Source organism: Pseudomonas sp. BJa3 (genome assembly GCF_026343815.1).
GTDB classification, from domain to species: Bacteria; Pseudomonadota; Gammaproteobacteria; order Pseudomonadales; family Pseudomonadaceae; genus Aquipseudomonas; species Aquipseudomonas soli.
The window spans coordinates 62,097-84,120 of sequence record NZ_JAOXMC010000003.1 but is presented as its reverse complement, the minus strand read 5'-3'; the positions used below and the strand labels follow the sequence as shown (position 1 = coordinate 84,120).

Annotated in this window: 19 protein-coding genes; 7 read left to right on the top strand and 12 right to left on the bottom strand. The window is 64.6% G+C overall.

The genetic code is table 11. From position 1 onward, the window contains the following. Nucleotides 1-59 precede the first annotated feature (59 nt). The 4 genes from OH705_RS03870 to OH705_RS03855 are packed head-to-tail and all read right to left on the bottom strand — an operon-like array spanning nucleotide 60 to nucleotide 2,667. Entirely contained in the window at nucleotides 60-1,379 is a 1,320-nt protein-coding gene (locus tag OH705_RS03870) for a sensor histidine kinase (protein WP_094011303.1), read from the bottom strand. Beyond that, a complete protein-coding gene (locus tag OH705_RS03865; RefSeq protein ID WP_023632693.1) occupies nucleotides 1,376-2,044 on the bottom strand; it encodes a response regulator transcription factor in 669 nt (222 codons plus the stop codon). Before OH705_RS03865 ends, OH705_RS03870 begins: the two co-directional genes overlap by 4 nt. Beyond that, nucleotides 2,045-2,359, bottom strand: a complete 315-nt coding sequence (locus OH705_RS03860) for a PepSY domain-containing protein (protein ID WP_023632694.1) — start codon at nucleotides 2,357-2,359, stop codon at nucleotides 2,045-2,047. Further along, entirely contained in the window at nucleotides 2,359-2,667 is a 309-nt protein-coding gene (locus tag OH705_RS03855) for a PepSY domain-containing protein (protein WP_023632695.1), read from the bottom strand. The genes OH705_RS03860 and OH705_RS03855 overlap by 1 nt, the downstream gene beginning before the upstream one ends. A 194-nt stretch (nucleotides 2,668-2,861) precedes the next feature. Here OH705_RS03855 and OH705_RS03850 point away from each other — a divergent pair, with 194 nt between their 5' ends. Together OH705_RS03850 and queD are read left to right on the top strand one after the other, a co-directional pair. Then, on the top strand, nucleotides 2,862-3,941 hold the full coding sequence (locus OH705_RS03850) for a patatin-like phospholipase family protein (RefSeq protein WP_094011301.1): 1,080 nt from the start codon (nucleotides 2,862-2,864) through the stop codon (nucleotides 3,939-3,941). A gap of 53 nt (nucleotides 3,942-3,994) precedes the next feature. Beyond that, entirely contained in the window at nucleotides 3,995-4,351 is a 357-nt protein-coding gene (gene queD / locus OH705_RS03845) for a 6-carboxytetrahydropterin synthase QueD (protein WP_023630589.1), read from the top strand. Between the two features lie 8 nt (nucleotides 4,352-4,359). On the opposite strand, the gene OH705_RS03840 is transcribed toward queD, so the two are convergent. Both OH705_RS03840 and OH705_RS03835 read right to left on the bottom strand, forming a co-directional pair. Further along, nucleotides 4,360-4,965, bottom strand: coding sequence for a hypothetical protein (locus OH705_RS03840; protein ID WP_031315091.1), 606 nt, complete (start codon nucleotides 4,963-4,965; stop codon nucleotides 4,360-4,362). Nucleotides 4,966-5,036: 71 nt separating this feature from the next. After that, nucleotides 5,037-5,504: a DUF1289 domain-containing protein gene (locus tag OH705_RS03835; RefSeq protein WP_023630591.1), complete on the bottom strand. Its 468-nt coding sequence runs from the start codon at nucleotides 5,502-5,504 to the stop codon at nucleotides 5,037-5,039. 407 nt (nucleotides 5,505-5,911) lie between these two features. On the opposite strand from OH705_RS03835, the gene acnB reads away from it, so the two are divergent. Further along, complete coding sequence (gene acnB, locus OH705_RS03830; RefSeq protein ID WP_267301240.1) at nucleotides 5,912-8,521, top strand: bifunctional aconitate hydratase 2/2-methylisocitrate dehydratase; 2,610 nt, start codon at nucleotides 5,912-5,914, stop codon at nucleotides 8,519-8,521. Between the two features lie 122 nt (nucleotides 8,522-8,643). Here the strand turns inward: acnB and prpD are convergent, their stop codons facing one another. From prpD to OH705_RS03800, 6 genes are all read right to left on the bottom strand, one after another. Next, on the bottom strand, nucleotides 8,644-10,128 hold the full coding sequence (prpD, locus tag OH705_RS03825) for a 2-methylcitrate dehydratase (protein ID WP_267301073.1): 1,485 nt from the start codon (nucleotides 10,126-10,128) through the stop codon (nucleotides 8,644-8,646). 68 nt (nucleotides 10,129-10,196) lie between these two features. Beyond that, nucleotides 10,197-11,387, bottom strand: coding sequence for a 2-methylaconitate cis-trans isomerase PrpF (prpF, locus tag OH705_RS03820; RefSeq protein ID WP_023630594.1), 1,191 nt, complete (start codon nucleotides 11,385-11,387; stop codon nucleotides 10,197-10,199). A gap of 107 nt (nucleotides 11,388-11,494) precedes the next feature. Then, entirely contained in the window at nucleotides 11,495-14,083 is a 2,589-nt protein-coding gene (acnD, locus tag OH705_RS03815; RefSeq protein WP_104445119.1) for a Fe/S-dependent 2-methylisocitrate dehydratase AcnD, read from the bottom strand. 156 nt (nucleotides 14,084-14,239) lie between these two features. Beyond that, a complete protein-coding gene (prpC, locus tag OH705_RS03810; RefSeq protein ID WP_038706440.1) occupies nucleotides 14,240-15,367 on the bottom strand; it encodes a bifunctional 2-methylcitrate synthase/citrate synthase in 1,128 nt (375 codons plus the stop codon). 95 nt (nucleotides 15,368-15,462) lie between these two features. Further along, on the bottom strand, nucleotides 15,463-16,353 hold the full coding sequence (gene prpB, locus OH705_RS03805) for a methylisocitrate lyase (RefSeq protein ID WP_038706441.1): 891 nt from the start codon (nucleotides 16,351-16,353) through the stop codon (nucleotides 15,463-15,465). Then, nucleotides 16,350-17,066 (bottom strand): GntR family transcriptional regulator, encoded by a 717-nt coding sequence (locus tag OH705_RS03800; RefSeq protein ID WP_023629917.1) that lies wholly within the window; start codon nucleotides 17,064-17,066, stop codon nucleotides 16,350-16,352. The genes prpB and OH705_RS03800 overlap by 4 nt, the downstream gene beginning before the upstream one ends. A 285-nt stretch (nucleotides 17,067-17,351) precedes the next feature. On the opposite strand from OH705_RS03800, the gene OH705_RS03795 reads away from it, so the two are divergent. The 4 genes from OH705_RS03795 to pabB all read left to right on the top strand — a co-directional run bounded on the left by OH705_RS03795 (nucleotide 17,352) and on the right by pabB (nucleotide 21,987). Continuing rightward, nucleotides 17,352-17,888, top strand: coding sequence for an ATP-dependent zinc protease (locus tag OH705_RS03795; RefSeq protein ID WP_023629916.1), 537 nt, complete (start codon nucleotides 17,352-17,354; stop codon nucleotides 17,886-17,888). Nucleotides 17,889-17,893: 5 nt separating this feature from the next. After that, nucleotides 17,894-19,429: an inactive transglutaminase family protein gene (locus OH705_RS03790; RefSeq protein ID WP_046854910.1), complete on the top strand. Its 1,536-nt coding sequence runs from the start codon at nucleotides 17,894-17,896 to the stop codon at nucleotides 19,427-19,429. Beyond that, nucleotides 19,429-20,409 carry an alpha-L-glutamate ligase-like protein gene (locus OH705_RS03785; protein ID WP_038706442.1) on the top strand — a complete coding sequence of 327 codons (981 nt, stop codon included), beginning with the start codon at nucleotides 19,429-19,431 and terminating at the stop codon, nucleotides 20,407-20,409. The genes OH705_RS03790 and OH705_RS03785 overlap by 1 nt, the downstream gene beginning before the upstream one ends. A 234-nt stretch (nucleotides 20,410-20,643) precedes the next feature. Then, entirely contained in the window at nucleotides 20,644-21,987 is a 1,344-nt protein-coding gene (gene pabB / locus OH705_RS03780; RefSeq protein ID WP_267301065.1) for an aminodeoxychorismate synthase component I, read from the top strand. Nucleotides 21,988-22,024 lie beyond the last annotated feature (37 nt).

Genomic DNA, 22,024 nt, shown 5'->3' with positions numbered 1-22,024 from the left:
GCGGCTGTACTGCAATTTTTTTGCACGGTTGATCTGCCCCGCGATTGGGCCGGCTCCGATCAACGCCCCTTGCGCGGCAGTTCGATACTGACCCTTAGCCCGCCCAGCGGGCTTTCCAGCAGCGCGATGCGCCCACCCCAGGCCTCGACGATATCGCGCACGATGCCCAGCCCCAGGCCATGGCCATCGACCTGCTCGTCCAGCCGCGAACCACGCTCGAGCACTTGCAGGCGTTGCCCCTCAGGGATGCCCGGGCCATCGTCATCGACCCACAGCTGGTAACCCTCGGTGGTTGGCGCGATGCCCAGGCGCACCTCGCTGTCGGCCCATTTGCAGGCGTTGTCCAGCAGGTTGCCGAGCAGCTCCAGCAAATCCTCGCGGTCCCAAGGCAGCAACAAGCCTGGAGCCACGTCGCGCTCGAGCAGCAGGCCTTCGCCATGGATCATCCCCAACGTCGCCAGCAGCCCGGGCAGTTCGCCATCGCAGTCGAACTGCGCACCGGGCAAGGCATCGCCGGCCAGGCGCGCGCGGTTGAGTTCGCGGGCCAGGCGTTGCTGGATCTGCTCCAGTTGCTCACGCATCTGCGCGCGCACCTCGGGCAGCGCCTGCAGGCGTTCGCTGGCAGCCAGGCTGACAAGCACCGCCAGCGGCGTCTTCAAGGCATGACCGAGGTTGCCCAGGGCATTGCGCGAACGGCGCAGGCTGTCTTCGGTATGGGTCAGCAGATGGTTGATCTGGTCCACCAGCGGCTGCAGCTCGCTGGGCACCTCGGCATCCAGTTGCGAGCGCTGGCCCTGCTGCAACTGGGCGATCTGCTGGCGCGCCCGCTCCAGCGGGCGCAACGAGCGGGTCACGGTGAGGCGTTGCAGCACCAGGACCAATATCAACGCCACCAGCCCCAGGCCCAGGCCGATCTGTTGCATGCGCCGGAAGCCCTCACGCACCGGTGAATAGTCCTGGGCCACGCTGATCGAGATGTCCTGGCCCAGGCGCCGGTAGTCCCCACGATAGGCCAGCAGTTGCTGGCCCTCGGGGCCGAGTTCGTGACCGTCGTCCAGGCCGGGCTTGCCGGGCTTGGGCATGTCCATGTCCCATAACGAACGGGAGCGCCAGGTACCCTGGTCGAAATCAATGCGGAAGTAGTAGCCCGAGAACGGCTGCTGGTAGGCTGCCGACAGGCGTCGCTCGTCCAACTGCAGGCCGGACGGGCCACGCACCAGCGCCACCAGCAGGTTTTCGCTTTCCTTGCGCAGGCCAGCTTCCAGGTAACGCTGCAGGCCCGCCTCGAACAGCCACAAGGTCAACTGCGCCAGGACCAGCCCAACCACTACCAGTACCGCCACCAGGCCCAGGCTCAGGCGCGCCTGGATCGACTTCACGCAGCACTCCCGGCGTACACGTAGCCCTGGCCGCGGCGAGTCTCGATCACGCTACGCCCCAGTTTGCGCCGCAGGTGGTTGACGTGCACTTCCAGCACATTGGAATCACGCTCGGTTTCGCCGTCGTAAAGGTGCTCGGCCAGGTGGCTCTTGGACAGCACCTGCCCCGGATGCAGCATGAAATAGCGCAACAGGCGAAACTCTGCGGCAGTGAGCTGGACATCGACACCCTCACGACTCACGCACTGGCGCGACTCGTCCAGATGCAGGCCGGCCGCTTCCAGTTTCGGCTGGTTGGCCAGCCCCTTGGCCCGGCGCAACAGGGCCTGGATGCGCAGTTGCAGCTCCTCGGGGTGGAAGGGCTTGCTCAGATAGTCGTCAGCCCCGGCCTTGAGTCCCTCGATACGCTCGGCCCAGGAGCCACGGGCGGTGAGGATCAGCACCGGGGTGGGCAGGCCGCTCGCGCGCCATTGCCCCAGCACTTCGAGCCCCGGCAGCCCGGGCAGGCCCAGGTCGAGGATGATCAGGTCGTAGGGTTCGCTCTGGCCCTGGTACACCGCATCGCGGCCATCGGCCAGCCAGTCCACGGCGTAACCCTGGCGCTGCAGGGTGGCGGTCAGTTCATCGGCCAGGGGAACATTGTCCTCGACAAGCAGCAGGCGCATTCAGTCGTCTTCCTCGTCTTTGAGCAGCGCGCCGGTGCGGGCGTCGAGCTTGATCTCGCGCACCACGCCCGCCGGGGTCAGCAGTTCGACCTCGTACTCGTAGCGCTCGTGCTTCTCTTCCAGTTCCGCCTCCAGCAGCCGTGCCCCGGGGTAACGCCCCAGGGCGGCTTCGAGCAATTGCTCCAGCGGCAGGATGATGCCCTTTTGCCGAAGCTCCAGGGCTTCATCCTGGTCCAGGTCGCGCGCGGCGGCCAGCGAACAGACGGTCAACAGGGCCAAGGCCAGGTAGCGTGCCGTTCGCGGTAGTGCAGGCATCAGTTGTCTCGCTCGTCCTTCAGGACTTCACCGGTCTTGGCATCCAGGTCCACGTCCCATTCGACGTTCTGGGCATCACGCAGGTCGACCTTGTAGATATAACGGCCGTACTCGTTCTCGAGCTCCGAGTCGGTCACGGTGGCGCCGGGATGCTTGGCCACAGCGGCGGCCTTCAGTTCATCCAGCGACTTGATGGTCTTGGCGTTCACCAGCTTGACCACTTCATCGGGCTGAACATCCTTGGCGAAGGCGGCATTGGCACCGAAAGCAAGGGCGGTGGCGGTGAACAGGGCAGTCAAAGTTTTCATGAGGTTCTCTCCAGCGAGATGTGCAATTTGTCTACGGGGTTAAGATTAACCACCGGTCCTTAACTCAACCTGAAAACAGCTGGCCGCATGATAGCGCAGCTTGCGGCCTTGTCGCGGCCACGTGGGGCGGTGATGGCATCGCCGCCTCGCAATAAAGCCCTATACTGCCCGCCTGCCCTGCCCGAGACCCCGCCATGAGCGCCATCCACATCAAGTACCCCGCCCTGACCTTCAAGGCCGGTCAGCGCGCCTTGCGGCAGATCCGCGAGCGCGGCCTGCTGGCCGCCGATGTCGGCGTGCTGCCGGGCGCCGCCGGTGGCCCCAAGCCCTTGGGAATCCAGGGCCTGGACCTGGCGCTGTTCGGTGAATGGCTGCCGACGGCACCACGGCAACGGGCATTGATCGGCGCCTCGATCGGCTCCTGGCGTTTCGCCAGTGCCTGCCTCGACGACCCGGTGGCCGGCATCCGCCGCCTGGGCGAGCTGTATACCGAGCAGGATTTCGCCAAGGGCGTGACCCCCAGGGAAATCAGCCAGAGCTGCCAACGCATGCTCGACGACCTGCTGCAGGGCCACGATGGGCAGATCCTCGCCAACCCGCACTATCGCCTGAACATCCTGGTGGTGAAGAGCCACGGCCAGCTCGCCCACGATCACCGCGGCCGCCTGGGCGTGGGGCTGGGCTCGGTGATCGCCAGCAACCTGCTGGGCCGCTCGCGCCTGGCCCGGCACTTCGAGCGCGTGATCCTGCACGATCAACGTGCCGCGCCACCGCTGGAGGCGCTCACCGACTTCCCTTCGCGCAGCCTGCCACTGGACCTGGCCAACCTGCGCCACGCCCTGCTCGCCTCGGGTTCGATCCCGATGGTCATGGAGGGTGTACGCGACATCCCCGGCGCGGGTGCCGGCACCTACCGCGACGGCGGCTTGCTCGACTACCATCTGGACCTGCCCTACCGCGGCGACGACCTGGTGCTCTATCCGCACTTCACCGACAAGGTGGTGCCCGGCTGGTTCGACAAGGCCCTGCCCTGGCGCAAAGGCGATGCCACGCGCCTGCAGAACGTGCTGCTGATGACCCCGTCGCCGCAGTACCTGGCCGCCCTGCCCTACGGCAAGCTGCCGGATCGCAACGACTTCAAGCGTTTCATGGGCGATGCGCCGAGCCGCAAGCGTTACTGGTACAAGGCCATCGCCGAAAGCCGGCGCCTGGGCGACGAACTGCTGGAGCTGATCGCCACCGGGCGGTTGCAGGATCGGTTGCAAGCCTTGTAGCGGGCATGCTGGTAGACTGCGCGCATTGTTGATTCACACAGAGTTATGCCAGCGTGGAAATTTTCAAAGAGTTCACATTCGAATCGGCTCACCGCCTGCCCAACGTCCCTGCCGGGCACAAGTGCGGCCGCCTGCATGGCCATTCGTTCAAGGTCGCCCTGCACCTGACCGGCCCGCTCGATCCGCACACCGGCTGGATCCGCGACTTCTCCGAGATCAAGGCGATCTTCAAGCCGATCTACGAGCAGCTGGACCACAACTACCTGAACGACATTCCGGGCCTGGAAAACCCTACCAGCGAAGTGATCGCCAAGTGGATCTGGGATCAGGTCAAGCCGCTGCTGCCGGAACTGTCGAAAGTGCGCATCCACGAGACCTGCACCAGCGGTTGCGAGTACACCGGGGACTGAACAGCCGCTCAGGTTTTCGGCCTAGGGTGTGGCGGCACGGGCACTTCGTGCACCTCCAGGCTTACCATTCCCCTGACCCCTTTCCAATCATCGAGGTACGACCGGGTCAAATCGCTGATGCGCCGCACGGCCTTGCCTTTTGGGCTGTACCACTGCAGATTGCAGCGCCGTGCGCCAGGCGCCAAGCTTGCAGGGTCGAGGCCTTCCAGCTGCCAAAGCGGCGCCGTAGGCTCATACCACCGGTAGGGCTCGGTCGGCACGTCGTACATGCCCAGGTAGCCATCGATGTTGGTATCAAGCACCCTCTCCAGCCTTGGCCAGAGCTCCAACGTAGCTCCCGAGTAAGCCGGCCGGATGTCGTAGGCGTACTGCTCGCCGAGCGCGTACACGCCGAACCAGAACGTATTGCACAATATTTTATCGGACTGGCGCGGCGGCTCGGGCTCGCATCGTACCCACCCATCATCACGGTCGCCGCTGTCGAACGTGACCCAGACAGGCATTGCCTCGGAGGCGGCCGGCGGCCAGTGGCGACAATCCAGGCGCTTGTCCTTATGCTGCCACCAGCAGCGTGCGTTGAAACACAACATGGGTTGGAACTGGTAGTAACTCAAGATGACTCTCCCGACCGTGAGTAGAGAGTCATCCTCGCCAGACCTGCCCACACAAGGCAGAGGGAAACAGGTTACTCACCGATCTGCTGCAGAAACGCCGGCGCGATGTAGCGCTGGTAGTGCGCCTCGGAGAGCAAAAAGAATTCCCGGTCGATGGCGTCGCGCAGCTGTGGCAGCTCCCAGTCGCGGAACTCCGGCAGCAAGGCCATCCCGTAGGCCTCCAGGTCGCGAATCATCCGCGCCCCGCGGGCGATCAACTGGTAGGCCCAGCAATATTCCGACTGCTGTGCCACATAGCGGATCGAGCGCTGTTCGAGCTGCTCGCGCAAGCGCGCTTTGTCGAACACTTCCAACTTGGCCATCATCACCTGCACCAGCAGTTGCTCCAGGCGCAGCCACACGGCGCGCTTCTGCTCGTCGTCGTAGCCGTTCCAGTGGATCACTTCGTGGTGAAAGCGCTTGCAGCCGCGGCAAACCAGGTCTCCGTAGACGGTGGAGCAGAGGCCGACGCAAGGCGTCTTGATGGATTGGTTGGACATGTAAAAACAACGGCTTGGCGGGGGAACACGGCCCCATGTTAGCCCTTTGTCTAACCAGGGTCACCCGTTAAAGTCTTCTTCGCCGCCTTACTTTCGGCTAATTTTTGCCGTAGAATCACTCCGCCTTTTCAAGGCAACCATGTCCGTTGGAAGCTGTTTTCAAAGCGTCACGAGCACAGTTCATCCGGTAGAACGGCGTTGGCCCTGTCCATGCGAGCGCATGGCCACGGCCAACCCCTCATCAGCCTTCCGTTCTACAGGCGTAAAACTTTGAAAACAGCTTCTGTAAGGATTCTCTGCGACCCTGGCTTGCCGGCTCAAAAAGCCGTCTTCAGCGCATGGGTGCAGGAGAATGCTGGATGAGCGTCCCGGACTCCCTTTAGGGACCACTGATGAGGGTAATAACTGTGCTTGAAGCCTACCGCAAACATATCGAAGAGCGTGCCGCTCTGGGTATCGTGCCCCAGCCGCTGAACGCCGAACAAACTGCAGGCCTGGTCGAGCTGCTGAAAAACCCGCCGGCCGGCGAAGAAGCCTTCCTCGTAGACCTGATCACCAACCGCGTTCCGCCAGGAGTGGACGAAGCCGCCTACGTCAAGGCCGCTTTCCTCTCCGCTGTCGCCAAGGGTGAAGCCAAGTCGCCGCTGATCGACCGCAAGCACGCCACCGAGCTGCTGGGTACCATGCAGGGCGGCTACAACATCGAAACGCTGGTCGCGCTGCTGGACGACGCCGAACTGGGCGCCGTCGCGGCCGAACAGCTCAAGCACACCCTGCTGATGTTCGATGCCTTCCACGACGTGGCCGAAAAAGCCAAGGCGGGCAATGCCCACGCCAAGGCCGTGCTGGAATCCTGGGCTGCCGGCGAGTGGTTCACCTCGCGTCCAGCCATCGCCGAAAAATACACCCTGACCGTGTTCAAGGTGCCTGGCGAAACCAACACCGACGACCTGTCCCCTGCTCCGGACGCCTGGTCGCGCCCTGACATCCCGCTGCACGCCCTGGCCATGCTGAAGATGGCCCGCGACGGCATCGAGCCTTCGCAGCCTGGTTCGGTCGGCCCGCTGGCGCAGATCGAAGCGGTCAAGGCCAAGGGCTTCCCGGTCGCCTACGTCGGTGACGTGGTCGGTACCGGTTCCTCGCGTAAATCGGCCACCAACTCGGTGCTGTGGTTCTTCGGCGACGACATCCCGTATGTACCGAACAAGCGCGCCGGTGGTTTCTGCTTCGGCACCAAGATCGCCCCGATCTTCTACAACACCATGGAAGACGCCGGCGCCCTGCCGATCGAGTTCGACTGCACCAACCTCGCCATGGGCGACGTCATCGACGTCTACCCGTTCAAAGGTGAAGTGCGCCGCCACGACAGCGACGAACTGGTCACCAGCTTCGAGCTGAAGACCGAAGTGCTGCTGGACGAAGTCCGCGCTGGCGGTCGTATCCCGCTGATCGTCGGCCGTGGCCTGACCGAGAAAGCCCGTGCCGAGCTGGGCCAGGCCCCATCGGACCTGTTCAAGAAGCCAGAGCAACCTGCCGCTTCGACCAAGGGCTTCACCCTGGCGCAGAAGATGGTCGGCCGCGCCTGCGGTCTGCCGGAAGGCCAGGGCGTGCGCCCAGGTACCTACTGCGAGCCGAAGATGACCACCGTCGGCTCCCAGGACACCACTGGCCCGATGACCCGCGACGAGCTGAAAGACCTGGCGTGCCTGGGCTTCTCCGCCGACCTGGTAATGCAGTCGTTCTGCCACACCGCGGCCTATCCGAAGCCGATCGACGTCACCACCCACCACACCCTGCCAGACTTCATCCGCACCCGTGGCGGCGTGTCGCTGCGCCCGGGCGACGGCATCATCCACAGCTGGCTGAACCGCATGCTGATGCCTGACACCGTCGGCACCGGTGGCGACTCGCACACCCGCTTCCCGATCGGCATCTCGTTCCCGGCAGGTTCGGGCCTGGTGGCCTTCGCCGCCGCCACCGGCGTCATGCCGCTGGACATGCCGGAGTCGATCCTGGTGCGTTTCAAGGGCAAGCTGCAGCCTGGTATCACCCTGCGTGACCTGGTCCATGCCATCCCTTACTACGCCATCCAGAAAGGCCTGCTGACCGTCGAGAAGAAAGGCAAGAAGAACGCCTTCTCCGGACGCATCCTGGAGATCGAAGGCCTCAACGACCTTACCGTCGAGCAAGCCTTCGAGCTGTCCGACGCCTCGGCCGAACGCTCCGCCGCCGGTTGCACCATCAAGCTGCCGGAGAGGGCCATCGCCGAGTACCTGCAGTCCAACATCACCCTGCTGCGCTGGATGATCGGCGAAGGCTACGGCGATGCCCGCACCCTGGAGCGCCGCGCCCAGGCCATGGAAGCCTGGCTGGCCAAGCCTGAGCTGCTGTCGGCCGACGCCGATGCCGAGTACGCCGAAATCATCGAAATCGACCTGGCCGACGTCAAGGAGCCTGTGCTCTGCGCGCCGAACGACCCGGACGACGCCCGCCTGCTGTCTTCGGTACAGGGCGAGAAGATCGACGAAGTGTTCATCGGTTCGTGCATGACCAACATTGGTCACTTCCGCGCTGCCGGCAAGCTGCTGGACAAGGTCAAGGGCGGTATCCCGACCCGTCTGTGGCTGGCCCCGCCAACCAAGATGGACGCCCACCAGCTGACCGAAGAAGGCTACTACGGCATCTACGGCAAGGCTGGCGCGCGCATGGAAATGCCAGGCTGCTCGCTGTGCATGGGTAACCAGGCACGTGTACAGACCGGTTCGACCGTGGTCTCCACCTCGACCCGTAACTTCCCGAACCGTCTGGGCGATGCCACCAACGTGTACCTGGCCTCGGCCGAGCTGGCTGCTGTCGCTTCGATCATCGGCAAGCTGCCGACCGTTGAAGAGTACATGCAGTACGCCAAGGACATCGACAGCATGGCTGCCGACGTCTACCGCTACCTGAGCTTCGACCAGATCGCCGAGTTCCGCGAAGCCGCGGCCAACGCCAAGATCCCGGTGGTTCAGGCGTAAGCAGCTGCAAGTGGTAAGTTAAAAGCGGTAAGAAGAAGCCCCGGTAGAGATACCGGGGCTTTTTTGTTAGAGCCGCCGGCCTCATCGCTGGCTTGCCAGCGATGAGGCCGCAACAGACAACATCAAATCACGAACAGATCGACAAACCTGTGCACGGGCATTGCCTCCAGTCTCTCCTGGTCCTTGCACAACGCCACGATCTCCTCACAGCGCTGCCGCGCAAATCGCGTCGCCAGGTTCTCCCTGAACTTCGCCTCCAGCAATGGCATCCCCTCCTCCCGCCGGCGTCGATGCCCGAGCGGGTACTCCACCACCACTTGCGGCGTGTGCGAGCCATCCTTGAAGAACACCTGCACGCCATTGGCAATGGAACGCTTGTCGGCCTCCAGGTACTCGCGACTGAAGCGCGGATCCTCGACGATCACCATCTTCTCGCGCAAGCGGTCGATGCTCGGATGAGCGGCATGGAAGGCATCTTCGTAGTGCTCGGCCACCAGGTCACCGAATATCAACGGCACCGCCGTCATGTATTGCAGGCAGTGGTCGCGGTCCGCAGCGTTGGCCAGCGGCCCTTCCTTGGAAATGATGCGGATCGCCGACTCGTGGGTGGTGATGACGATGCGGTCTATCTCGTGCAGGCGGTTGCGCACCTGCGGGTGCAGGATCACCGCGGCTTCGCAGGCCGTCTGGGCATGAAATTCGGCGGGGAAGCTGATCTTGAACAGCACGTTTTCCATCACATAGCTGCCCAGCGGCTGCGGCAGGCGCAGCTCACGCTGCGCCTCGGGCTTGAGCGCCAGGTCCTTGTTGGAGTGGCTGAACGACACGTCATAGAACCCCCACTGCCTGGCGGTCAGCGCACCGGGCACACCCATCTCGCCTCGCAGCGCGATATCGGCCAGCCGCACGCCACGACTGGAGGCATCCCCCGCCGCCCACGACTTGCGCGACCCGGCATTGGGCGCATGACGGTAGGTGCGCAGGGCCTGGCCATCGACGAAGGCGTGAGAGAGTGCTGACAGCAATTGTTCGCGGCTGGCGCCCATGAGCTTGGCACACACTGCTGTCGAGGCGACCTTGACCAACAGCACATGGTCCAGGCCAACCCGGTTGAAGGAGTTCTCCAGTGCCAGCACGCCCTGGATCTCATGGGCCATGACCATGGCATCGAGCACCTCGCGCATGGCCAGGGGCGCCTCGCCATTGGCCACGCGCTTTTGCGACAGGTGATCGGTGACCGCCAGGATGCCACCGAGGTTGTCCGAGGGATGACCCCACTCCGCCGCCAGCCAGGTGTCGTTGTAGTCCAGCCAGCGGACGATGCAGCCGATGTCCCAGGCCGCCTTGACCGGGTCAAGGCGGTAGCTGGTGCCCGGCACGCGGGCGCCATGGGGGACGATCGTGCCTTCGACCAACGGGCCAAGATGCTTGGTGCATTCGGGGAAGCGCAGGGCCAGCAGGCCGCAGCCCAGAGTGTCCATCAGGCAGTGGCGGGCGGTGTTCAGCGCCTCGGAGGATGTGACGCGGTAGCCGAGCACATAGTCGGCGAGGGTCTGCAGCACCTGATCGTAGTCGGGGCGGGTGTTGAGGTCTACGTTTGCGCTCATTCGTGGCTCCTTGATAACAGGGGCCGCAAAGCGGCCCCGCTCAACGAATGCCGAGCACTACTGATGCCTTAGAAACTATCACCGGGCACGCGTACCCAGCCCTCCATCAGCACCCGAGCGCTTCGGCTCATGATTGCCTTGGTCACGGTCCATTGCCCGTCCACCTGACGCGCCTCGGCCCCGACCCGCAGTGTCCCGGACGGATGGCCGAAACGCACGGCACTTCGTTCCCCGCCACCGGCAGCCAGGTTGACCAGCGTCCCGGGAATCGCCGCGGCAGTACCGATGGCCACCGCTGCGGTGCCCATCATCGCGTGGTGCAGCTTGCCCATCGACAGCGCACGCACCAGCAAGTCGATCTCTTCGGCAGGCACGGCTTTGCCACTGGAGGCAGTGTAGGTGCTCGGCGCCGCGACGAAGGCCACTTTCGGCGTGTGCTGGCGCCCGGCGGCCTGATCGATATGTTCGATCAGCCCCATGCGCACGGCGCCATGGGCACGGATGGTCTCGAAACGCTGCAATGCGGCGGTATCGCCGTTGATGGCGTCCTGCAACTCGCTACCGGTATAGCCGATATCAGCGGCATTGACGAAAATGGTCGGGATACCGGCATTGATCAGGGTGGCCTTGAAGGTACCGACGCCCGGCACCTCGAGGTCGTCGACCAGGTTACCGGTGGGGAACATCGCCCCGCCCCCGCCATCCTCGTCGGCAGCCGGGTCGAGGAACTCCAGCTGCACCTCGGCGGCCGGGAAGGTCACGCCGTCAAGTTCGAAATCGCCGGTTTCCTGCACCTCGCCCTCGGTGACCGGCACATGGGCGATGATGGTCTTGCCAATGTTGGCCTGCCAGATCCGCACGGTAGCGAGGCCATTGCGTGGAATGCGGCTCGCATCGACCAGCCCGCCGCTGATGGCGAACGAGCCGACTGCGGCGGACAGGTTGCCGCAGTTGCCGCTCCAGTCGACGAAGGCCTTGTCGATCGAGACCTGGCCGAACAGGTAGTCGACGTCGTGGTCGGGCTTGATGCTTTTCGACAGGATCACCGTCTTGCTGGTGCTGGAGGTGGCGCCACCCATGCCGTCGATCTGCTTGCCGTATGGGTCGGGGCTGCCGATCACCCGCAGCAGCAGGGCGTCACGGGCCGGGCCTGGAACCTGCGCGCGCTCGGGCAAGTCTTGCAGGCGGAAGAACACGCCTTTGCTGGTACCGCCACGGATGTAGGTGGCGGGGATTTTTACCTGTGGTGCATGTGCCATGGTTAATGTTCCTTATCCGTCCGTGGGAGCGGGCTTGCCCCGCGATGGCGATGTCTTGGCCATCGCGGGGCAAGCCCGCTCCCATGGACCGCTATGCATCATCTGCGTTATGCCGTGCCTTCCAGGAAGTCCTGGGCAAAGCGCTGCAACACCCCACCCGCCTCATAGATCGACACCTCTTCGGCGGTATCCAGGCGGCAGGTCACCGGCACCTCGACACGCTCGCCGTTGCGCCGCGTGACCACCAGGGTCAGCGTCGCCCGCGGCTTGCGCTCGCCCAGCACGTCATAGGTCTCGCTGCCGTCCAGGCCCAGGGTGTTGCGGTCGGTGCCTGCCTTGAACTCCAGCGGCAGCACGCCCATGCCCACCAGGTTGGTCCGGTGGATGCGCTCGAAGCCCTCGGCGACGATCGCCTCGACGCCCGCCAGACGCACACCCTTGGCCGCCCAGTCACGGGACGACCCCTGGCCGTAGTCGGCACCGGCGACGATGATCAGCGGCTGCTTGCGCTGCATGTAGGTCTCGATGGCCTCCCACATGCGGGTCACCTTGCCTTCCGGCTCGATACGCGCCAGCGAACCCTGCTTCACGCTGCCGTCGTCCTTGCGCACCATCTCGTTGAACAGCTTGGGGTTGGCGAAGGTGGCGCGCTGCGCGGTCAGGTGGTCGCCACGGTGGGTGGCGTAGGAGTTGAAGTCTTCCTCCGGCAGGCCCATCTTCGCCAGGTATTCACCGGCGGCGCTATCCAGCAGGATGGCGTTGGACGGCGACAGGTGGTCGGTGGTGATGTTGTCCGGCAGCACCGCCAGAGGGCGCATGCCGCGCAGGGTACGCTCACCGGCCAGGGCGCCTTCCCAGTACGGCGGGCGGCGAATGTAGGTGCTCATCGGACGCCAGTCGTACAGCGGCGCGACCTTCGGCCCCTTGTCTTCCTCGATGGCGAACATCGGGATGTACACCTGGCGGAACTGCTCGGGCTTGACCGAGGCACGCACCACGGCGTCGATCTCTTCATCGCTCGGCCAGATGTCCTTGAGGCGGATCTCCTTGCCGTCGACCACGCCCAGCACGTCCTTCTCGATGTCGAAACGGATGGTACCGGCAATGGCGTAGGCCACCACCAGCGGCGGCGACGCGAGGAACGCCTGCTTGGCGTAGGGGTGGATACGCCCGTCGAAGTTGCGGTTGCCCGACAGCACCGCGGTGGCGTACAGGTCGCGATCGATGATCTCCTGCTGGATCACCGGGTCGAGCGCGCCGGACATGCCATTACAGGTGGTGCAGGCGAAGGCGACGATGCCGAAGCCCAATTGCTCCAGCTCCTGTTCCAGGCCTGCTTCCTTCAAGTACAGCTGCACCGCCTTGGAGCCCGGCGCCAGCGACGACTTGACCCACGGCTTGCGCACCAGGCCAAGCTTGTTGGCGTTGCGGGCGATAAGGCCAGCGGCGATCACGTTGCGCGGGTTGCTGGTGTTGGTGCAGCTGGTGATGGCGGCGATGATCACCGCGCCATCCGGCATCTGCCCCGGCACTTCTTGCCATTGCCCGGCAATGCCCTTGGCCGCCAGGTCGCTGGTGGCCACGCGCGCGTGCGGGTTGGACGGGCCTGCCATGTTACGCACCACGCTCGACAGGTCGAAGCTCAGGGTGCGCTCATACTCGGCCTTGGCCAGACTGTCGGCCCACAGGCCGGCGACCTTGGCGTAGGTTTCCACCAACTGCACCTGCTGGTCATCGCGGCCGGTCAGCTTGAGGTAGTCGATGGTCTGCTGGTCGATGGCGAACATCGCCGCGGTGGCGCCGTACTCCGGGGCCATGTTGGAGATGGTGGCGCGGTCGCCCAGGGTCAGCGCGCTGGCGCCGGCACCGTGGAATTCGAGGTAGGCGCCGACCACCTTCTGCTTGCGCAGGAACTCGGTCAGGGCCAGTACCAGGTCGGTAGCGGTGATGTTCGGCGCCAGGCGCCCGGTCAGCTCGACGCCGACGATCTCCGGCAGGCGCATCCACGAGGCGCGGCCGAGCATGACGTTTTCGGCCTCCAGGCCACCGACACCGATGGCGATCACGCCCAGGGCGTCGACATGCGGCGTATGGCTGTCGGTGCCGACGCAAGTGTCAGGGTAGGCCACGCCGCGGTCGTTGTGGATCACCGGCGACATCTTCTCCAGGTTGATCTGGTGCATGATGCCGTTGCCCGGCTGGATCACGTCGACGTTCTTGAACGCCTGCTTGGTCCAGTTGATGAAGTGGAAGCGGTCTTCGTTGCGGCGGTCTTCAATGGCGCGGTTCTTGTCGAACGCCTGCGGATCGAAGCCACCGCATTCCACGGCCAGCGAATGGTCGACGATCAGTTGCACCGGCACCACCGGATTTACCGCGGCCGGGTCGCCGCCTTTGTCGGCGATGGCGTCACGCAGCCCGGCGAGGTCGACCAGGGCGGTCTGGCCAAGGATGTCGTGGCACACCACGCGGGCCGGGAACCAGGGGAAGTCGAGGTCGCGCTTGCGCTCGATCAGTTGCTCGAGCGATGCATCGAGGGTGGCCGGATCGCAGCGACGCACCAGGTTTTCCGCCAGCACGCGGGAGGTATACGGCAGGCCGTCGTAAGCGCCGGGCTTGATCGCCTCGACCGCGGCACGGGCGTCGAAGTAGTCCAGGGCGGTCCCTGGCAGGTTCTTGCGGAATGCGGTGTTCATATCGTTATCGGGCTCACGGTATTCGGTTTGCAGGTCAGGCCTTTGGGGGCGCTGCGCCCCCATCGCCGGCAAGCCGGCTCCCACAGCAACGCATGGACATTGTGGGAGCCGGCTTGCCGGCGAAAGGGCTGCATGGCAGCCCCAGCGGTCGTTGCCTCAGCGCTGCTCGATCGGCACGAACTGGCGCTGCTCGACGCCGACGTACTCGGCGCTCGGGCGGATGATGCGGTTGTTGGCGCGCTGCTCGAACACGTGCGCGGCCCAGCCGGTCAGGCGCGAGCAGACGAAGATCGGGGTGAACAGCTTGGTCGGGATGCCCATGAAGTGGTACGCCGAGGCGTGGTAGAAGTCGGCGTTGGGGAACAGGCGCTTCTGCTCCCACATGGTCTTGTCGATGGCTTCGGAGACCGGGTACAGGACCTTGTCGCCCACTTCGTCGGCCAACTGCTTGGCCCAGCCCTTGATCACCTCGTTGCGCGGGTCGGACTCTTTGTAGATGGCATGACCGAAGCCCATGATCTTGTCCTTGCGCTCGAGCATGCGCAGCAGCTCGGCAGTGGCTTCCTGCGGGCTCTGGAAGCGCTCGATCAGCTCCATGGCCGCCTCGTTGGCACCACCGTGCAGCGGACCGCGCAGCGAGCCGATGGCGGCGGTCACGCAGGAGTACAAATCGGACAGGGTCGAGGCGCAGACCCGGGCAGTGAAGGTCGAGGCGTTGAATTCGTGCTCGGCGTAAAGGATCAGCGAGACGTTCATCACCTTGACGTGCAGCTCGCTGGGCTTCTTGCCGTGCAGCAGGTGCAGGAAGTGGCCGCCCAGGGTGTCTTCGTCGCTGCTGCAGTCGATACGCACGCCGTGGTGGGTGTAGCGGTACCAGTAGCACATCACCGCCGGGAACAGCGCCAGCAGGCGGTCGGTCTTGTCGCGCTGGGTGTCGAAGGTCAGCTCGGGCTCCAGGGTACCGAGCACCGAGCACCCGGTACGCATCACGTCCATCGGGTGTGCATCGCGCGGGATGCGCTCGAGCACTTCCTTCAGCGCTTGCGGCAGGTCGCGCAGCCCCTTGAGCTTGCGCTTGTAGTCGACAAGCTCGGCCTTGCTCGGCAGCTCGCCGTAGAGCAGCAGGTAGGCCACTTCCTCGAACTCGGCGCCTGCGGCCAGGTCGCGCACGTCATAGCCGCGGTAGGTCAGGCCGGCGCCGGCCTGGCCGACGGTCGACAGCGCGGTCTGGCCGGCCACCTGGCCACGCAGGCCCGCCCCACTGAGTACTTTTGCTTCGGCCATGGTGTTTCTCCTTTCTTGAATTTGTTATCGAAGTCTTGCTGGCTAATCCTGGTGATTCGTACCGGCCCTGTCGCAGGGCCGGTACAGGCATTCGCTTACCCTTTCTTCTGCGCGAACAATGCATCGAGGCTCTGCTCGAAGGCGTGGTAGCCGATGGCATCGTAGAGCTCCATGCGGGTCTGCATGGTGTCGATCACGTTCTTCTGGGTACCGTCGCGGCGCAGCGCGGTGTAGACGTTCTCGGCCGCCTTGTTCATGGCGCGGAAGGCCGACAGCGGGTAGAGCACCAGCGACACGTCGACCGAGGCCAGTTCCTCGGTGGTGTACAGCGGCGTGGCGCCGAACTCGGTGATATTGGCCAGGATCGGCGCCTTCACCCGGTCGGCGAAGGTCTTGTACATGTGCAACTCGGTGATCGCCTCGGGGAAGATCATGTCGGCGCCGGCCTCGATGCAGGCGGCGGCGCGGTCCAGCGCGGCATTGAGGCCTTCCACCGCCAGGGCGTCGGTGCGCGCCATGATCACGAAGCTGTCGTCGCTGCGGGCATCCACGGCCGCCTTGATGCGGTCGACCATCTCCTGCTGCGAGACGATCTCCTTGTTCGGGCGGTGACCGCAGCGCTTGGCGCCGACCTGGTCCTCGATATGGATGGCGGCGGCGCCGAACTTGCTCATCGACTTGACGGTGCGGGCGACGTTGAAGGCCGAGGCGCCGAAGCCGGTGTCGACATCCACCAGCAGCGGCAGGTCGCACACGTCGGTGATGCGGCGCACATCGGTGAGCACGTCGTCCAGGCCGCTGATGCCCAGGTCCGGCAAGCCCAGGGAGCCGGCGGCGACACCGCCGCCGGAGAGGTAGATGGCCTTGAAACCGGCGCGCTTGGCCAGCAGGGCGTGATTGGCGTTGATGGTCCCGACCACCTGCAGCGGATGTTCGGCGGCGACCGCGTCGCGGAAACGCTGGCCGGGCGTGCTCTTCACTGTCATGACTCACCTCGTGGGCTATTGTTGTCGGCACCCTGGTAGTGGCGCTCGATATTGCGTTTGGACGCGCCGATGTGGCGGCGCATCAGGAGTTCTGCAAGCTCACCGTCGCGGGCTTCGATGGCATCGAGGATACGGTGGTGCTCGGCGAAGGCCTGGCGCGGGCGGTTGGGCGTGGAGGAGAACTGGATGCGGTACATCCGCACCAGTTGGTACAGCTCGCCGCAGAGCATCTTGTACAAGGTCTGGTTGCCGCTGCCCTGGATGATCCGGTAGTGGAAGTCGTAATCGCCTTCCTGCTGGTAGTAGCCCTGCCCGGCCTGGAACGCGGCATCGCGCTCATGGGTATCGAGCACATGGCGCAGTTCGTCGATGGCGGCCTGGCTCATGCGCTCGGCGGCCAGGCGGCAGGCCATGCCTTCGAGCGACTCACGGATTTCGTACAGTTCGATCAGCTCGGCGTGGCTCAGCGATACCACCCGGGCGCCGACATGCGGCACGCGCACCAGCAGGCGCTGGCCTTCGAGACGGTGGATGGCCTCGCGCAGCGGGCCGCGGCTGATGCCGTAGGTGCGCGCAAGTTCAGGCTCGGAAATCTTGCTGCCGGGGGCGATCTCGCCCTTGACGATGGCGGCCTGGATACGCCGAAAGACATGCTCAGAGAGGGTCTCGGTCTCGTCCTGCGGCACTGCCACGGCCTGGGATACATCCAGCATGATTGTCGACACCTTTAAAATCAATGACGGCAAAACTAGCTAAATAGACAGCCGCAGTCAAAGACAAAAAGAACATTGTCGACAATCGTCTAATAACGAACTAACCAAGCCTAGCCGCGGTCAGATCGCGGGCGCGCTGGCGTCAAGGCACCGGCGTGATAGAATGCCGCGCTCCTTCGGGAGCATGGATAGTGTGTCTGTCATCATTTCATGCCCATGACAGATCAATGAGGACGCTTGGCCAGTCGCCTTGCCCTGAACTTTGCACAGCACCGCGCCAGGATTATGAGACTCAAACCCGCTTCATTGCTGCTCTGCCTGACCCTGCTGCCGGCACTCGCGCCCGCGGCCGAAAAGACCGTGTACGGTCTCAACGAATACGCCCGCTTGGGCGACCTTGACCTGGAAGTGGCAGCCAAGCTCGATACCGGCGCCAAGACCGCCTCGCTCAGTGCCCGCGACATCAAGCGCTTCAAGCGCAACGGCGAGAGCTGGGTGCGCTTCTACCTGGCCATCGACGCCGCGCACAAGCACCCCATCGAACGCCCCCTGGCCCGCGTCAGCAAGATCAAGCGCCGCGCTGGGGACTATGACGCCGACTCGGGCAAGGCCTACACTGCGCGTCCAGTCATCGAACTCGACATCTGCATGGGCCAGACGCGACGCACCATCGAGGTCAACCTCACCGACCGCAGCGCCTTCCAGTTCCCGCTGCTGATCGGCTCCGAGGCCCTCAAGCACTTCGGTGCGCTGGTCGACCCAAGCCTTAAATACGCGGCCGGCAAACCTGCCTGTGCCACCGAAGCTCCCAAAGCAGAGTAATTCCGATGCGCTCTCTTACCCTCCACTTGAAAGTCCTGATCACCGTCCTGGTGGTGCTGGGCATCGCGATCACGGCCTACCAGATCTTCGCCCTCGGCATCCCGGTGACCGAGGACGAGACCGATGACCTGTGGAACATCGACGCCAAGGTCGAGTTCGTTGCCAGCGCCAAGGACCCGGTCAAGGTGCAGATGTTCGTGCCCCCGCTGAACCGTGACTACGTGAGCCTCAACGAGAGCTTCATCTCCAACAACTACGGGGTCAGCGTCAACCGCGCCGACGGAAACCGCAAGGTGACCTGGTCGGCCCGTCGCGCCAGCGGCAACCAGACTCTTTACTACCGCCTGGTGCTGACCAAGCGCTACAGCACCGAGAAGGCCAAGATCAAGGGCCCGACCTTCCGCGACAGCCTGGCGGTCGAAGGCCCGGAGAAGATCGCCGCCGAAGCACTGATGGCACCGATCCGCCAGCACTCGGCCGACGTCGAGACCTTCGTCAGCGAGACCATCAAGCGGGTCAACAACGCCAACGACGACAACGCCAAGCTGCTGCTGGCCGGCGACAACTCGCCGCTGAAGAAAGCCCAGGTCATCGACTTGCTGCTGTCCATCGCCCACGTTCCGCTGGAGAAGGTCCACACCATCCGCCTGGTGGCAGACACCCCACAGAGTCCCGAACTGTGGCTGCGCAGCTTCAACGGCAACGACTGGCTGTACTTCAACCCGGAAACCGGCGAGCAAGGCCTGCCCAGCGACCGCCTGCTGTGGTGGACCGGCGACGACAACCTGATCACCGTCGATGGCGGCAAGAAGGCCACCGTCACCTTCAGCATGAACAACAGCGAGATGAACGCCATCCGCCTGGCCAAGCTGACCGACGAGAACACCGACGCCGACTTCCTCGAATACTCGCTCTACGGCCTGCCGCTGCAGACCCAGCAGACCTTCATGATCATGGTGATGATCCCGATCGGCGTGCTGGTGATCCTGGTGCTGCGCAACCTGATCGGCATCCAGACCCTGGGCACCTTCACCCCGGTGTTGATCGCCCTGGCCTTCCGCGAGACGCAACTGGGCTTCGGCATCATTCTGTTCACGGTGATCACCGCCCTGGGCCTGTCGCTGCGCTCTTACCTGGAACACCTCAAGCTGCAGATGCTGCCCCGCCTGTCGGTGGTGTTGACCTTCGTCGTGGTGCTGATCGCCGCCATCAGCCTGTTCAGCCACAAGCTGGGCCTGGAACGCGGCTTGTCGGTGGCGCTGTTCCCGATGGTGATCCTGACCATGACCATCGAACGCCTGTCGATCACCTGGGAAGAACGTGGCGGCGGCCATGCCATGAAAGTGGCCGTCGGCACCCTGTTCGCCGCCTCCATCGCGCACCTGCTGATGACCGTGCCGGAAGCCGTGTACTTCGTCTTCACCTTCCCGGCGGTGCTGCTGATCCTGGTGGGCTTCATGCTGGCGATGGGTCGCTACCGCGGCTACCGCTTGACCGAGCTCGTGCGCTTCAAGGCATTCCTGAAGAAGGCTGACGCCTGATGTTCGGCCTGATCAAGACGTGGAAAGCCCTGGAGGCCCGGGGCATCATGGGCATCAACCGGCGCAACGCTGACTACGTGTTGAAGTACAACAAGCGCCACCTGTACCCGATCGTCGACGACAAGATCATTACCAAGGAGCGCGCCCTGGCGGCCGGCATCCATGTGCCGGAGATGTACGGCATCATCGAGACCGAGAAGCAGATCGAGAAGCTCGACGAGATCATCGGCGGGCGCAGCGACTTCGTCATCAAGCCGGCCCAGGGCGCCGGCGGTGACGGCATCCTGGTGATCGCCGACCGCTTCGAGGACCGCTACCGCACGGTTTCGGGCAAGATCATCAGCCACGAGGAGATCGAGCACCAGATCTCCAGCATCCTTACCGGCCTGTATTCGCTGGGCGGGCACCGCGACCGCGCGCTGATCGAGTACCGGGTCACCCCGGACCAGATCTTCAAGAGCATCAGCTATGAGGGCGTGCCCGACATCCGCATCATCGTGCTGATGGGCTACCCGGTGATGGCCATGCTGCGCTTGCCGACCCGCCAGTCCGGCGGCAAGGCCAACCTGCACCAGGGCGCCATCGGCGTCGGCGTGGACCTGGCCACCGGCCTGACGCTGCGCGGCACCTGGCTGAACAAGATCATCAGCAAGCACCCCGACACCACCAACGCGGTCGACGGCGTGCAGCTGCCGAACTGGGACGGCTTCATGAAGCTTGCCGCCAGCTGCTACGAGCTGTGCGGCCTGGGCTACATCGGTGTGGACATGGTGCTGGACCAGGACAAGGGCCCGCTGATCCTCGAGCTCAACGCCCGCCCCGGCTTGAACATCCAGATCGCCAACGACTGCGGGCTCACGCAACGCACCCACGCCATCGAGGCGCACCTGGAGATGCTGGCCAAGGAAGGTCGCAGCGAGGATGCCGAGCAACGCGTGAAGGTTTCGCAAGGCCTGTTCGGACACGTTCATCCGCAGTGATGCTCGGGGGCTGCTCTGCAGCCCTTTGCGGTTCGTCGCTACTACAAGCCAGTTCCCACAAGGATCACACAACACCTGTGGGAGCCGGCTTGTCGTGACGACGAACCGCGGCGAAAGGGTCGCATAGCGACCCCGAGGCGAGACACAACATGCGAATGTCGCTGCCGACGCTAGGCGCATCCCCCCCACAGGTCTACAATCGCCCTCCTCGCTTTTTCATCGCCGTCCACTCTGATGCCGACCTGTACGCTGCACCCCCTGCCCTACCAGCCCGACCCCGCCTTCTACTTCGAACGCCTGCGCCGCGCGCCCGGCGCGATCCTGCTCGACAGCGCCCGTCCGGGTGCCGAACGCGGTCGCTACGACCTGCTCAGCGCCTGGCCCCTGCAACAGCTGCAGGCACGCAGCGATGAAGACGGCCAGGTTTACCTGCAGCGCCTGCGCCAGGCACTGGCGGACCTTGGGGAAGCCCGACTGCCCGAGGGCATAGAGCTGCCCTTCGCCGGCGGCCTGATCGGCTACCTGAGCTACGACTTTGGCCGGCGCCTGGAGCAATTGCCGACGCACGCTGTCGACGACCTCGGCCTGCCCGACGCCCGGCTGGGGCTGTATGCCTGGGCACTGGTGTCCGACCATCGGCTGTGCAGCAGCCAGCTGGTGTTCCACCCGCGCCTGCCCGAGGACGAACGGCAACGGCTCATCGCGTTGTTCGAGGCCAGCACCCCGGGCGATAGCGGTGACTTCCACCTGCTGGCCCCCATGACCGGCGACCTTCGCCCCGAGCAGTACCGGGGGGCGTTCGATCAGGTGCAGCGCTACATCCAGGCCGGCGACTGCTACCAGATCAACCTCACCCAGCGCTTCCGCGCACCCTGCCAGGGCGACCCATGGCGCGCCTACCAGGCCCTGCGCGCCGCCTGCCCGACGCCGTTTTCCGGCTACCAGCAGCTGGATGAAGGCACAGCCCTGCTGAGCTTCTCGCCCGAACGCTTCATCCACGTCAGCCAAGGCGAGGTCGAGACCCGGCCGATCAAAGGTACCCGCCCGCGCTCTGCCGACCCCGCCGAGGACGCCCGCAACGCTGCCGAGTTGCTAGCCAGCCCCAAGGACCGCTCGGAAAACCTGATGATCGTCGACCTGCTGCGCAATGACATCGGCCGCACCTGCCAGATCGGCTCGGTGAAGGTGCCGGAGCTGTTCAGCCTGGAGAGCTACCCCAACGTCCACCACCTGGTCAGCAGCGTGGTCGGCCACCTGGCCGCCGACAAGGATGCCCTGGATCTGATTGCAGGCAGCTTCCCCGGCGGCTCGATCACCGGCGCTCCAAAAATCCGCGCCATGCAGATCATCGATGAGCTGGAACCGACACGCAGAACCCTGTACTGCGGCTCGCTGCTATACCTCGACGTGCGCGGCGAGATGGACAGTTCGATCGCCATCCGCAGCCTGCTGGTCAAGGACGGTCAGGTCAGTTGCTGGGGCGGTGGCGCGGTGGTGGCTGATTCGGATTGGCAGGCCGAATACGAAGAGTCGATCGCCAAGGTGCGCGTGCTGCTGGAAACGCTGCAAGCCTTGTAGAACTCCGTGGGAGCAGGCTTGCCCGGCGATCGCCATG